This window comes from Fluviicola sp. (genome assembly GCF_029266855.1).
Lineage (GTDB): Bacteria > Bacteroidota > Bacteroidia > Flavobacteriales_D > Crocinitomicaceae > Fluviicola.
The window spans coordinates 233,942-246,864 of the sequence record NZ_JAQSWB010000008.1; the positions used below are offsets into that span (position 1 = coordinate 233,942).

General features: G+C 41.0%; 11 protein-coding genes. All 11 read right to left on the bottom strand.

What is annotated here, in order from left to right; all coding sequences use genetic code 11:
* Window positions 1-58: 58 nt before the first annotated feature.
* The 11 genes from K0S23_RS15985 to K0S23_RS16035 all read right to left on the bottom strand — a co-directional run bounded on the left by K0S23_RS15985 (window position 59) and on the right by K0S23_RS16035 (window position 12,703).
* Complete coding sequence (locus K0S23_RS15985; RefSeq protein ID WP_300359515.1) at window positions 59-583, bottom strand: hypothetical protein; 525 nt, start codon at window positions 581-583, stop codon at window positions 59-61.
* Window positions 580-2,064, bottom strand: a complete 1,485-nt coding sequence (gene hutH / locus K0S23_RS15990) for a histidine ammonia-lyase (RefSeq protein ID WP_300359517.1) — start codon at window positions 2,062-2,064, stop codon at window positions 580-582. The genes K0S23_RS15985 and hutH overlap by 4 nt, the downstream gene beginning before the upstream one ends.
* Before the next feature lie 6 nt (window positions 2,065-2,070).
* Window positions 2,071-3,441 carry a histidine--tRNA ligase gene (hisS, locus tag K0S23_RS15995; RefSeq protein ID WP_300359519.1) on the bottom strand — a complete coding sequence of 457 codons (1,371 nt, stop codon included), beginning with the start codon at window positions 3,439-3,441 and terminating at the stop codon, window positions 2,071-2,073.
* A gap of 151 nt (window positions 3,442-3,592) precedes the next feature.
* Window positions 3,593-4,552, bottom strand: a complete 960-nt coding sequence (locus K0S23_RS16000; protein ID WP_300359522.1) for an HmuY family protein — start codon at window positions 4,550-4,552, stop codon at window positions 3,593-3,595.
* Window positions 4,549-6,798 carry a TonB-dependent siderophore receptor gene (locus K0S23_RS16005; protein ID WP_300359524.1) on the bottom strand — a complete coding sequence of 750 codons (2,250 nt, stop codon included), beginning with the start codon at window positions 6,796-6,798 and terminating at the stop codon, window positions 4,549-4,551. The genes K0S23_RS16000 and K0S23_RS16005 overlap by 4 nt, the downstream gene beginning before the upstream one ends.
* Before the next feature lie 3 nt (window positions 6,799-6,801).
* Window positions 6,802-7,833 carry a ChuX/HutX family heme-like substrate-binding protein gene (locus tag K0S23_RS16010; RefSeq protein ID WP_300359527.1) on the bottom strand — a complete coding sequence of 344 codons (1,032 nt, stop codon included), beginning with the start codon at window positions 7,831-7,833 and terminating at the stop codon, window positions 6,802-6,804.
* A 72-nt stretch (window positions 7,834-7,905) separates the two neighbouring features.
* On the bottom strand, window positions 7,906-8,754 hold the full coding sequence (locus K0S23_RS16015) for an ATP-binding cassette domain-containing protein (RefSeq protein WP_300359530.1): 849 nt from the start codon (window positions 8,752-8,754) through the stop codon (window positions 7,906-7,908).
* Window positions 8,751-9,791 carry an iron ABC transporter permease gene (locus tag K0S23_RS16020; RefSeq protein WP_300359533.1) on the bottom strand — a complete coding sequence of 347 codons (1,041 nt, stop codon included), beginning with the start codon at window positions 9,789-9,791 and terminating at the stop codon, window positions 8,751-8,753. Before K0S23_RS16020 ends, K0S23_RS16015 begins: the two co-directional genes overlap by 4 nt.
* 38 nt (window positions 9,792-9,829) lie before the next feature.
* Window positions 9,830-10,690, bottom strand: a complete 861-nt coding sequence (locus K0S23_RS16025; protein ID WP_300359536.1) for an ABC transporter substrate-binding protein — start codon at window positions 10,688-10,690, stop codon at window positions 9,830-9,832.
* Between the two features lie 18 nt (window positions 10,691-10,708).
* On the bottom strand, window positions 10,709-11,953 hold the full coding sequence (locus K0S23_RS16030) for a T9SS type A sorting domain-containing protein (RefSeq protein WP_300359538.1): 1,245 nt from the start codon (window positions 11,951-11,953) through the stop codon (window positions 10,709-10,711).
* A gap of 126 nt (window positions 11,954-12,079) precedes the next feature.
* Window positions 12,080-12,703 carry a LuxR C-terminal-related transcriptional regulator gene (locus K0S23_RS16035; RefSeq protein ID WP_300359540.1) on the bottom strand — a complete coding sequence of 208 codons (624 nt, stop codon included), beginning with the start codon at window positions 12,701-12,703 and terminating at the stop codon, window positions 12,080-12,082.
* Window positions 12,704-12,923: the final 220 nt, after the last annotated feature.

Here is a 12,923-nt window from a genome sequence, read left to right on the forward strand (position 1 = left end):
ATTGACGCTTCGGTCAAGATTTTCAATGCTCGATGACCTTTTTGAATTTTTGTATGAATTATTTATTCATCCACTTTAGATTCAAGCTGTAAAGGAAGATAAACAATCCGGAAAGGATTAAGTTCATAATTACGGAAGCCATCGGCACCATGTGTGACGGAACGATTAAAAAGGTACCTCCGATACTAAGCAAATTGTAAATAATGTATAAATGGAATCCTAATTTTTTTCCTTTGAACATAAACAAAACTCCTACGAAACCTGTAATCATGGTCAAAGCATTGATCATTAAAACAGACCAGTACCGGTGTTGCTGGTAAGCCACTAAGTCAGCTCCCTGTTCCAATATCTCTGCCAGCCAGATAATTTTCTGGTCCCGCATATCACTGGCAGCCTGGATGGATAAATTATAGGTAGATTCAATCTCTTCTGCACTCGGCTGTCCGCCAATGATCGAGAATAAAACTCCCAATACTCCAAAACCAACGACAATGAAGCTCAAAATACAAAGCACCGTTAGTAAAACCGGTCTTTTTTTATTTTCCTGAACTTCCTCGTTCATATCTGTGTAATTTTCACTCATATTCCTGCTTTTACAAATTCTTTACTTGATTGCATTAAGGGATGCATATACCCGTCCTCTTTCACAAAAGGAACTTTTTTTCTAAAGTTAACAAATATCTCTTCCTGGCGCGCTCCGGATTTAGCCGGTCTCCGGAATTCCAGCGATTGACAGGCATGCAAGATCTCAATTCCCTGGATCGAATAACAGTTGTCAATTACGCGGAATAACTTCGTTGCGGCATTTGCCCCCATCGAAACGTGATCTTCCTGACCGTTACTTGAATCAATGGTATCAATACTGGCAGGTGTACATAATTGCTTGTTCTGACTTACAATCGAAGCACAGGTGTATTGTGTGATCATGAAACCTGAGTTCAATCCCGGTTTTGCAACCAAAAATGCAGGCAAACTGCGTGTACCGGAAATCGATTTGTAAATTCTACGCTCACTGATACTTCCCATCTCTGCCAGGGCAATCGCCAAAAAGTCCATGGCTAAAGCAAGTGGCTGTCCGTGGAAATTTCCAGCCGAAACCACGATATCATCATCCGGGAACACAGTAGGGTTATCAGTAACTGCGTTGATCTCTCGTTCTACAATGGTTGCACAATGCTCAATCGTATCATATGAAGCTCCGTGAACCTGCGGAATACAGCGGAAAGAATACGGATCCTGTACATGGGCTTTTTCCCGGTTCGCCAATTCACTGTCTGCCAATAAACTTCTGAAAATCTCAGCTGTTTTGATCTGACCGACCTGGTTGCGGATCTCATTTACCTGGATTCCGAAAGGCTCTTTACGTCCATCATAACCATCCAAAGAGATCGAAGCTATTTCATTGAATTGTTTCCACAATTTTCGTGCATGAGAAATAGCATATGAAGCATAACCCGACATGAACTGTGTTCCGTTCAGCAAGGCCAATCCTTCTTTTGATCTCAAAACAATCGGACTGAGTCCAAAACGTTGATTGATTTCTTTTGAGGTATATTCTTTTCCTTCAAACATAACGGTTCCTTCACCCAAAAGCGGCAAAACCAAATGAGCCAACGGTGCTAAATCTCCCGATGCTCCCAAACTTCCCTGTTGGAAAACAACCGGGTGAATGTGATTGTTGTAGAAGAAAATTAAGCGTTCCACCGTTTCCAATTGTACTCCGGAAGCGCCATGGGAAAGCCCCATTATTTTCAGGATCAATAATCTTCTCACGATTTCTTCCGGAACACGCTCGCCCATTCCACACGCATGTGAAAGAACCAAGTTTCGCTGTAATTGTTCCAAATCTTCATTCGAAATGGCCGTATCACACAAACTCCCGAAACCCGTATTTACCCCATAGATCAAGCGATCGCTTTTGGCTACTTTCTCATCCAGGTAAGTACGGCATTTTACAATTCCTGCTTTTGCATCTTCACTGATAGCAAGTTGTGCATCCGATGCCAATATTTCGTCGAGTTTCCCTAATGAAACCCATTGATTGTCTATAATAAACTGATCCATTTTCGATTATCCTTTAAAAAATTGCAGTAACTCCGTTTCAGTCATTGCTTTTTGTTCTCCCGACTCCATGTTTTTAACCTGTAACTGGCCTTTTGTTAATTCATCGTCACCAATCAGCGCTACAAATTTCACTTTCCGGTTATCTGCGTATTTGAATTGCTTCTGCATTTTAACTGCGCTCGGGTAAACCTCGCAATCTACTCCAATCTGACGCAGTTTTTTTGTCAGTTTCATACAATAAGCAGCTTCTTTGTCTCCAAAATTAGCAAACAACAAAGTCAAACCAGCATTTGTATCTTCCGGATAGAGGTCTAATTCGTTTAGAACATCATAAATACGGTCTGCACCAAATGAAATCCCGACCCCGGAAAGTCCCGAAAGTCCGAACAAACCTGTTAAGTCATCGTAGCGACCACCGCCACAGATAGAGCCCATTTTTACATCGTGTACCTTCACTTCAAAGATAGCTCCCGTGTAATAGTTCAATCCTCTTGCAAGTGTGACATCAAATTCTATTTCCGCACGCTCCAGGCCTAATTCAGTTGTCTGGTTCAATACGAATTCCAATTCTTCAATTCCTTTCAACCCGATTTCCGAATCTTTCAGGAAGGTTTTCATTTGAGCTAAGCGCTCTTCGTTACTTCCACCAATCTGAAACAAGGGAGAAATAATACCGATCGCATTTTCCGAAACACCCTTTTCAAGTAATTCCTTGATTACCCCTTCTTCACCGACCTTGTCGAGTTTATCGATTGCTACGGTAATATCGATCAGTTTATCGCTTTCACCCGAAACCTCAGCTATTCCGGAAAGGATCTTGCGATTATTGATCTTGATCGTAAAGCCCGGAATCTGAAGATTGGTTAATACCTGGTCGAAGATCTGCACGAAATCTACCTCATACAATAAGGAATCCGAACCAACCACATCTGCATCACACTGGTAAAACTCCTGGTAACGTCCGTGCTGCGGACGATCTGCTCTCCAAACGGGCTGAATCTGGTATCTTTTGAATGGAAAAGACAAATCATTCTGATGCTGCACAACAAAACGCGCAAAGGGAACAGTCAGGTCATAGCGAAGCGCTTTTTCAGCAAGCGAATTTGCAAATCGCGCCAGGTTTTCAGACTTCAAAGCATCCAAATCAGCTTTTTTCATCTTTTCTCCCGAATTCAAAATGCGAAAGATCAGGCGATCACCTTCTTCTCCATATTTTCCCAATAAAGTACTGGAGAGTTCAAAAGACGGAGTTTCGATCGGAGCAAAACCATAGGTTTTGAATACAGATTTAATTGTGTCGAAAATATACGTACGGCGAGCTACCTCATCGGGTAAAAAATCTCTTGTTCCTTTTGGAATTGCCGGTTTTTGAGCCATTGTAAGTGAATTTGCGGCAAAGTTAACAGAAAGTGTGATTCCGATAGCTATCGGAATCGAAGTAAAATTGAAAAGTGGTTTTGTTTATTTTGTTGACAAAACAGTAAGGGCGCGATTAATCGCGCCCTTACTGTTAGTCCGTCGGATAATTTTATGGGATTAACTCCTGCAATTCGAACTTCGGAGCTCCTTTAACACCATTCTGGTCGTAATAATCAATAAAGCGCAGTTTGTAATAACGTCCGTTGACCGTTTTCACCACAAAGGTCCGGTTGCTGCTCACGACGTAGGTTCCGTTGTCAAAATCGTACGTTTTCCAATCGTAACCGATCACGTTGATCCGGTCTTCAAATTCGGCTTCAATAATGTCCGAATGTTTGAAATCGGCAAAGGGAATTGATATCTCCTGTACTTTCACGCCATACCGATTAGACAAAACACCTACCACCGAATAAGGTGTGTGCTCATCAAACACATGACAATAAGCTGTGAAAACCAAATCCCAGGTTTCTTTGGCCGGTTCGATATCCATTAAGGTACCACTTCCCGTCATGGAAAAATAAGTGAATCCTGCAGTGGAAGATTTCGGAATGGTAAAAGTATGAATCGTAGTGCTGTTTAAATCTGCAAACTGGATTTGATATTCCGTATTGCTGACAGATAGAACTTTTAATTTCTTCTTGCCCAAACTCGCACCTGAAAGTCCTGTTCCCAGATCAATTGCATACACTTTACCCGAACTTTGCCAATTCCCGATTGCCGTAGAGTCCAGGTTTCCGGTATGAAGATCCCAGGTATAAGTCAAACCCGCATCAGAAGTCAGTGCATTGATATCCGTTTCAGAAGAAAGTGCCGCAGCCATGATCCTTGATTCATTCAATAAAATATGGAATCCGCTTTCTCCTGCTTCAAATGCCAAATCCCAAACCTCGCGGTTATTTTGCCTCACTACCGAATTTGTTTCCAAATCATAATAAATCTGATTGGCATAATTTCCTCCGAGTTCCACCTGGGCAGTTGCAGCCCCTGAAACCGGTTTTTCAACCGGAATTTCTTTTTTAAAGCATGCACTTAAAACAGGGATCAATGCGATCAAAAGTCCTTTTTTCATTGCTTTGATTTTATCAAATAAGTAATATTCAGGTAGAAGCTTCTTCCCCAGGCTATCGGTGCTGTTCCGGTATTCGAAATGTGTGCCCCGCCTGCTGTTCCGTTCCCGGTATTGATATTTGTAACATTCAGTAAGTTCTTTGCTCCCAATGAAACGCTCAGGGTTTTCTTCAAGAACAACTGCTGAACCTGGAAATCCAATAACTGGTAATCTGAAATGAATTGTTGGGTGATCGAAGCATCTTCATTCACAAAGTAAGCAACCACCTTCCCAGTGTATTTGTAGAATGCACTGAATCTCGTTGTTCCGTTCTTCAGCTGATAAGACAGATTTGAGACCAATTCGGGAGAGTAAGCATACCTGCCGTCGGAATAGTTGGAAGCTGTACCGATGTAGTTGAAACCGGCGCTTACATTCCATTGCTTCTGACCAATTTTCACCAAAGACTGGATTCCTGTTGCATAGAACTGATCGATATTGAAATAACTGTAATTCACTCCATCAGCTGATTGTGATAAACTGATGCGGTTATGAATATCCTGGTAATAACCCGATAATTCAAATCCGAAAGTCATTTTCTTCGGTTCCCAACTGAAGTTATACCAAGCCTGAACATGATTCGCGATTTCCGGTTTCAAATCCGGGTTTCCATGGATGTTGTGATTGATATCTACAAACTCCATATACAATTCCTTAATTGACGGAGAGCGGAAACCGGAAGCAATACTCCCACGAAGAATGTGTTTCTTCTTTCCTAATTTCACATTCAATGCCGGCATAAATGCTTCTTTGTACAATGAATTATACGTAACGCGAAGGCCCGGTTTCAAATTCAACCAGGTCCAGGGTGCCCAATTGAAGGTTCCGAAAAGTGCATAATCACCTATTTCCTTTCTCCGGTTTTCAATCCTGCTGCCAAATCCTTCTTCGTAATTGATATCGTAACCAACTTCGTAATTGAATTTTTTATCTGTATTATTTCTCGTTAGCGTGACACGATTGAAATAAAGCACGAAGCGCGATGTATCCTGTTCCGAACTTGCCAGTAATTTACGATCAAGTGTTGTCAGATCCGTCAAGTAAGAGTTCTTGATGCGCTTGTAATTGGAATAATTGAGCTGCACGTCCAGTTTCAGATTGGTCTTTAACCATCCGATCACTTCCAGGCCTGCATTCTGACGATTGGTCACATAGTCATCATCAAAAGCTGAAATCTGGTAAGGTGCTCTCGGATATCCCCTGTTTACGATCTTTTCGCGGAATAAATCCAATGACGGGATCAATTCTATTTTTTTGAACCTGTATGAATATTTCAATCCGCCCAGGTATTGTTCCTTCATTTTCCATTGCTGAAACCTTCCGGAATCCGCTACTTCCTTTTTCGGAAATTCAAGCCACTGATCTCCCGGTGTCCAGCCATCAAAAAAGTTTCTTGCTGCATATGCAGAAACGGAATGATTCTTAATCCGTGAAGTCAATCCCAAATTCAAATTGTAATTCCCGACTGTTTCGTAGAAAGCACCCAGATTTATATCGTAGCCTTTATTTTTCGGCTTTTTTGTAATCAAATTAATGGTACCTGCCATGGCATTGCTTCCATAATTGGTACTGAGCGGTCCTTCCACAATTTCGACCCGTTCAATATTCGAAAGATTGATCTGACTTAAATCAATGTTTCCATTCTGGCGACCGATAAGCGGAACACCATCTATCAGTATTTTCACACCTTCTCCACCGATACCCAGCATGGACATTCCACTTCCAAGAATCTGGTCCTGGCTGATCCGGATATTTAATTCGTTTTGTAATAAATCGCGAAGATTTACGGCACCTTTTGCATCAATTGTTGCCCTGTCGATCAGTTTCACTTTGTTCGTAGAACCTGTCAGTGAACCGGTTCCCAGTTGTCCGGTAATCACTACTTCGCCAATGTCTTTGGCATTTGTTCTTAATAAGATCCGGTGGCTCTTCCCTTTGGAAATAGTATCTACTTCCTGGTGAAATCCATCTGTATTGACTTTTACGATCACTTGTTGCTCGCTCAAATAAACCGAATTCGGAACGATTAAGATTCCGGCATCATTTGATTGAACAACATTTGTTTTTTTTGCATTCAGATCCTGAATCGTAACTTGTGCAAACGGCACAGCTGTCCCCGCTTCATCTTTGATATATAAAGTATCCTGAGCAGCCGCAAGACCGCTCAGAACACTCATTAAAAGAAGCAAATACGCTTTTTGGTTCATGATTTACAATTGTTCAATCAATTTTCTCCAGGATTCCAACTCAGGGATTCCGGGTTTACGTGCTCCGAAAAGCGTACAGATCAATTCGTTCTTCGCATTGAACAATTCCAATGAAGTAACAATTCCATCTTCAGTTGGTTTGCGAACGATCCACGATTGAGTAATGGCATCTTCTTTGGCGTGTAGATTGAACATCGGATCCAGGACATTGATCCACGGACCATGCTCCACAATGTTTTTCACCTCACCTGTATGAATCTGTATCATTCCTGCATTTCCTACAAAAACCATAATCGAAACCTGGTCTTTAGCAGCCAATTCCAATGCTCTGCGCAATGCTTTGTTATCGATTTGTTTTGCATAAGTCTCATCCGGTGCCAAACGCAAAGCCTGAGTTCTTGTCAATTTATGTTTTCTCAACAAACCGAAGAACTCGTGCGTATCTTTCAGATTGATCCAGCCTTCCTGGAATGCTTTTACATCGATTTCGCTATCAGGTAATTCAGGTGACTCCAGTGGCAACAAAGCCCCGATTTCCAGTTCAGCCGACTGATTCTCGTCTTTATACTTTTCAACCAAAGTGCTATATGCTTCCATATTGCTTTTTGACTCCAGGTAAATTTTATGCGTTGCAACTCCGTCAGTTGTAAAGAACTGCAAACTGTGGCGTGGTTTTTCATCACCTTCCGTTACAGCAAATGCGTATGCCCATGAGCTTGGGAAAATACGCAAATCAATGTCTTTTCCAACAAACAATGATGCATGCGGTGTGGTACTGAAGTTTTCATAAATTCCTTTACGCTCATGAACCACATCGTCATTTCTCGACAAAGCCATTACAAAACCAAGTGATTCGATTTCGCTAAGAATTGATACGAATTCAGGACGTAAACGGACAGCAGTTGTTCCTACACCCAAAGCAACCAATTCTGCCTCGGAAGCATTCAAACGCTTTGCGTATTCTCTGATTCTTAATTTCGGTTCGCTTTCTTTCAATTGGTTGAAAGCTTCTTTTAGTGACAAAGTTGTTTCCATTGTTGTTTTGTATTTATTTTATTTGTCATCACTACAGTGATGATTTATCACTAGCTTTCGCTAGTTCTTACTTCATTCTGTTATCAGCAGGCTTGAGGAATAAGATACATGCCTGTAAAAGACCTCTCCGTCAAGGGACTGAATTTGTTCTAATTCGATTTGATACGTTTCGCTCAGTAATTCCGGAAGCATGACTTCACGGATCGTTCCATCCGTAATGACCTCTCCTTTTTTCATCAACAAAACCCGATCGGCATATTGGTAGCACAAATTAATATCATGCATTACCACAACGACACTTCCGCGTTTATCGTCCACGAATTTACGAGCGTATTTTAATAATTCAATTTGGTAGCGTACATCCAGGTTGTTCAGGGGCTCATCCAGGAATAAATATTTGATTGGTTGAATTTCAGTCCTCCCACTCACTCCCCCTCCAAAGGGCGAAGCCTTATCTTCGCTTTCCAATTGCAGCAGTACCCTTCCAAACTGAACGCGCTGTTTTTCTCCACCCGAAAGGAAATTAAACTCCATATCCAGAAGGTTTTGCAAATTCAGTTCTTCTACGATCTTTCCAAGAATGAACTTATTGAACCGGGTTTTAGATTCCGGGTACCGGTAACGTGCCATTTCCAAAACCTCCCGCACAGTAAAATTGGAAGCGATCATGCTTTCCTGGTGCATGTATGCTCTGTACTTCGCTAAATTATCCGGCGTCCAATCCTTTAGTTCTTTTCCGTAATAGGAAATGGTTCCTGCAGTTGGTTTCAAGCCGTTTGAAAGCAATTTCACAAGTGTACTTTTACCTGCTCCGTTCGGACCAAGAATAACGATAAATTCCTCCTTATCGCTTATAAAATTAAGCGGTTTCAGGATTTGTTTTCCTTTTACTGCGAACGCTATGTTTTTCGCTTCTATCAAACTGAGAATTTACGTTTGTGTTTGAAAATGATCGCAATGAAAACCGGGGTTCCCATTAAGGCAGTAATGATTCCGATCGGAACTTCTGTCGGAGGCAAGATCGTGCGCGAAATCATATCCGCACCCGAAAGAAGAATGGCTCCGAAAAAAGCGCTGAAAGGCAAAAGTAATTTGTGGTTGGGTCCAGATACAATTCGAATAATATGAGGAACTACCAAGCCGATAAACCCGATCACTCCAGCCATTGAAACTGCAGAACCAACCATACAGGTCGAACAAATAATTACCAGGAGTTTGATCGTTTTCACTTTGTACCCCATGTACTGTGCATTACTTTCTCCCAATGCGAGGACATTCAGGCTCCTGGCCTGGAAGAAAATCAGGATCATCGGAACGATAGTGAAAACAGCCAATAACAAAACAGAATCATTGTTTGCAGATCCCAGGCTCCCAAGTGTCCAAAAGGTCAGATCCCTTAATTCATCGTCTGTTGCAAAAAAGGTCAGTAAGCCTGTTAATGCTGCCGTAAGTGCATTCAATGCAATTCCTGCCAGGATGAGTGTCAGTGAATTAATCTCTCCATTGCTCAAAGACAACCTGTAAACAATAAATGCAACAATTGAAGCACCAAGAAAGGCTACGATAGAAAGAGAAAGTCCCTCGTTGAAAATAATCAACCAGGGAACTAATCCGCTGAACAAAATGAATAGCGATGCAAATAAGGAAGCTCCCGTTGAGATCCCGATCAAGGCGGAGTCAACCAAAGGGTTTCTGAAAACTCCTTGCAGTGCAGCACCCGAGACTGCTAAACCTGAACCAATCAAACAGGAATAGACTGCTCTGGGAAACCGGATATTGTAAACGACATGGTATTCAATCTCCGTTATTTTCAGATTGGTTTGAATTCCAAGCTTCTCAACCAAACTGCCAAAGACATGGGAAATCGGGACATTAACATTCCCTACTGACAGGTTTACCACAAAGCAAACTATCAGTAAAACCAATAACGAAAGACCTATTATCCCTTGTCTTGACATATAATTTTTTCCAAAAAGTTCAAGGTTCAACTATTGAACTATTTGATCTTTTTCAATTCTTTATTTAATTCAATCAATGCTTTTCCCACACGCGGACCAAATCCGCTAAGCAGCTGGCCATCCATTTGGATCAATGATTTATTTTTCCCTGCATTTGTTGCCATTACTCCCGGAACGTTGAAGATTCCGTCAGGCCCCAAACTTTGAGCACCTGAAGTAAACATGAGGATCACATCAGGATTTGCAGCAATTACCGATTCGCTTGTTAAAGGCTTGAAATCCGTGAATCCTTTCCCCGCATTTTCTCCGCCAGCTAAAACGATCATTTTTTCAAGCGGTGTGTTTTCTCCGGCAACCATCAAAGTTCCTGCTCCTCTTGCATAAACGAATAGTACCTTAGGTTTTTTAGCCAGTTTTGAAAGGTCCTTAATATCCGAATCAATTTCAGAAACGATTTTCTTCGCATCCTCTGATTTCCCCAACCATTTTGCCACTTCCTTTACCAACGACTTAGCATCTTCCACACTGTTCGGGTGCTTGAAAGTCACCAATTCGATCTTTGCCTGTTTCAATTTAGACTTCAGATCCGGGGAAACTTCGTCCTCCAGCATCACCACATGTGTTGGATTCAATGCCAGTAAACTTTCAACTGCCAGTTTGCGGACATGTCCCAGGTTTGTCAGCTTTTCAGCTGCTGCCGGGTATGTGCTGGTAACATCAACGCCAATGAGTTCCTTTTGGGAACCCACTGCGTAGATGATTTCTGTTACTGATCCGTTCAGAGATACGATACGTTTCTCTACTACTTTTTCCTCTTTCTTCCCTTCTGATTCCCCACCTGAATTACAGGCAGTTGTCAGTGTTAAAAGTGCAAGGAATAAAAAACCGATTTTTTTCATCTTAGTTCAATCAGAAAATTAATGCTGTATAAGCAAACGTTGAGTTGTAGTTGCTGTTCCGTTAGAAACCTGAACCAAATACATCCCGTTTGTAAAGTCTGTCGTTGAGATACTCATCGCTTCCAATGCATTTGAAGCAGCAGTATTTTCAAACACCACCTGACCTGTCATATTCATTACCTTCACAGTTGCATTTGATTTGGAATCAACCATTACAGTTACATTATCTGCAGCAGGATTAGGGAAAATTCCAGAGATCAATTCCTGGTTTTCAGAAACATTCAAGGAAGCCACTTTTTCCTTTTTGAAAACTGTTTTACCTAAACTGCTTCCTGAAAAACCTGTCATGATCAGTCTCCAGTAATCCCCGTCTACATCTTTCACGAAGTAAACCAATGAATCTTCAATTGTATAAGATCCTGCATAAGTTTTCCAGTCGTATCCGATTGTGTTGATATCCTCGGAATAAGTTGCAGTTCCGAAAGACATATCTGTTTCAGGATTATTCACAGGATGAACTTCCGCAACCTCTACTCCAACGTTATGCAACACACCAGTTACCATGTTGTACGGGTAAGGCGCTCCGTTGTTTGCAGCATATTGTGTGAATAATAAATCCCAGGATACTGAAGCAGGCTCTCTGTCCACAACTGCTCCACCTAATGGATAATAAACATAGTTTTTCGTTGCGTACGGAGTGATCGATATTATTACAGAACCGGTTCCTGAATGATCCGCATTTGAATAATTCACTGTGTATTCCGAATTCATGAAAGACAATGAAACAGTGAACAGTTTACAAGAACCATTCGAGTACTTTATAGCGAAAACACGGTTAGCAATAATTCCTGTATGGTTTACCGCATCGTAATTCCCCCAACCGTAATCAGTTCCGCCCGAACTTGCAGCATTCAAAGCTCCTTCAGTCCATGTTAATTCAGAGTTATAAAGTGTAGTCCATGTTGAAATACCTGTAGTATCAGCAGTTGCCAAATCCGTTCCGTTTGTTCCCGGAACAGCATAAACAGTTCCAATTTTATTATTGAAAATGATAGAAGCAGCTAATGGGTTAAATTGGCTGATAGACGCTGCAAAACCCAAATCCCAGTTATTTGCTGCCTGAGCTGTTCCCTGTTCATCATTTTCCAAACTGTACCAGATGTTATTTGCATATCCGGCACCCATTGATACTGAATCGCTTACCAACTGTGCATTTGAAAAACCAGCTAGTGTTAAGAATGATAGAAGTAATCCTTTTTTCATATTTATTTTGTTTGATTTTTTTTACTATTTATAATATTTCTAAATAACTGATGCAAATTTACCCTGTAAACTACTTTTCCACAATCGCCGAAACAAGCGGAAAAAAATACCTTCCACAGGGTAAGGCTATTTCTTGAATACTTGATTTTCCATTTCGAACAGCAGCAATTCAGACAAGGACTTCACTTTTAATTTCCTGAAACAGTTTTTCCGATGAGTTTGGACTGTATGCGGACTTAAGCCCAATTCACGGCTTATTTCCGCAGTCGATTTCCCATTTAATAAGGACTCGACGATCTCTGTTTCGCGTTTGGTGAGGCTGAATTGAGTAGGTGAAGTAATTTCGTCGTCCTGATTGAGAATTCTATTCCAAACCACTTCACAGTAATAATTCTGGTTATGGAGCATCTTTTGGAATGCTTCTTTTAATTCATCCAGGGTACAGTTTATATCAATGAATCCGGAAACTCCATAAGATACCAGTTTAGGAAGGCCAGAAACATCTCCACTGATGATTAAAACAACTTTAATGCAATTGGTGTCTTCAGGAGTTATTTTCAGATTATTCTCAATTTCCTGGTAATTATCAGAAAAATTGTAGACTAAAACTTGCTTTTTTTCAGGATTTACCTGTTCTTTTCCAGGGTTTCCGGAGTGCCATTTAACAGAAACCTCCCCAAAAATTGACCGGACCAATTCCTTGAATCCGAGACTAATCAATTGGGTCCTACTGTCGAGATACAGGTTCATGCTATATAGAATAATTCTAAATAGCAAAATTGATCTCTTATGAAGGATTCTACAATACCATAAATAGGGTATATCCAACTACCCGATTACTGTTATTTATAAGAGGCAATAGATGAATAGGCATTCGTTTTTTTAGTCCTAGTTTAGCAGCAGTTAAATACACGTTTACTATGTTAAATAAATATACAAACGTCGCTATATCTATGCTTCATTTATGCTT

Bases quoted from the DNA above. Each gene is read 5' to 3' on its own strand.
- K0S23_RS15985 (WP_300359515.1), bottom strand. From the start codon at position 583: ATGAGTGAAAATTACACAGATATGAACGAGGAAGTTCAGGAAAATAAA.
- hutH (WP_300359517.1), bottom strand. From the start codon at position 2,064: ATGGATCAGTTTATTATAGACAATCAATGGGTTTCATTAGGGAAACTC.
- hisS (WP_300359519.1), bottom strand. From the start codon at position 3,441: ATGGCTCAAAAACCGGCAATTCCAAAAGGAACAAGAGATTTTTTACCC.
- K0S23_RS16000 (WP_300359522.1), bottom strand. From the start codon at position 4,552: ATGAAAAAAGGACTTTTGATCGCATTGATCCCTGTTTTAAGTGCATGC.
- K0S23_RS16005 (WP_300359524.1), bottom strand. From the start codon at position 6,798: ATGAACCAAAAAGCGTATTTGCTTCTTTTAATGAGTGTTCTGAGCGGT.
- K0S23_RS16010 (WP_300359527.1), bottom strand. From the start codon at position 7,833: ATGGAAACAACTTTGTCACTAAAAGAAGCTTTCAACCAATTGAAAGAA.
- K0S23_RS16020 (WP_300359533.1), bottom strand. From the start codon at position 9,791: ATGTCAAGACAAGGGATAATAGGTCTTTCGTTATTGGTTTTACTGATA.
- K0S23_RS16025 (WP_300359536.1), bottom strand. From the start codon at position 10,690: ATGAAAAAAATCGGTTTTTTATTCCTTGCACTTTTAACACTGACAACT.
- K0S23_RS16030 (WP_300359538.1), bottom strand. From the start codon at position 11,953: ATGAAAAAAGGATTACTTCTATCATTCTTAACACTAGCTGGTTTTTCA.
- K0S23_RS16035 (WP_300359540.1), bottom strand. From the start codon at position 12,703: ATGAACCTGTATCTCGACAGTAGGACCCAATTGATTAGTCTCGGATTC.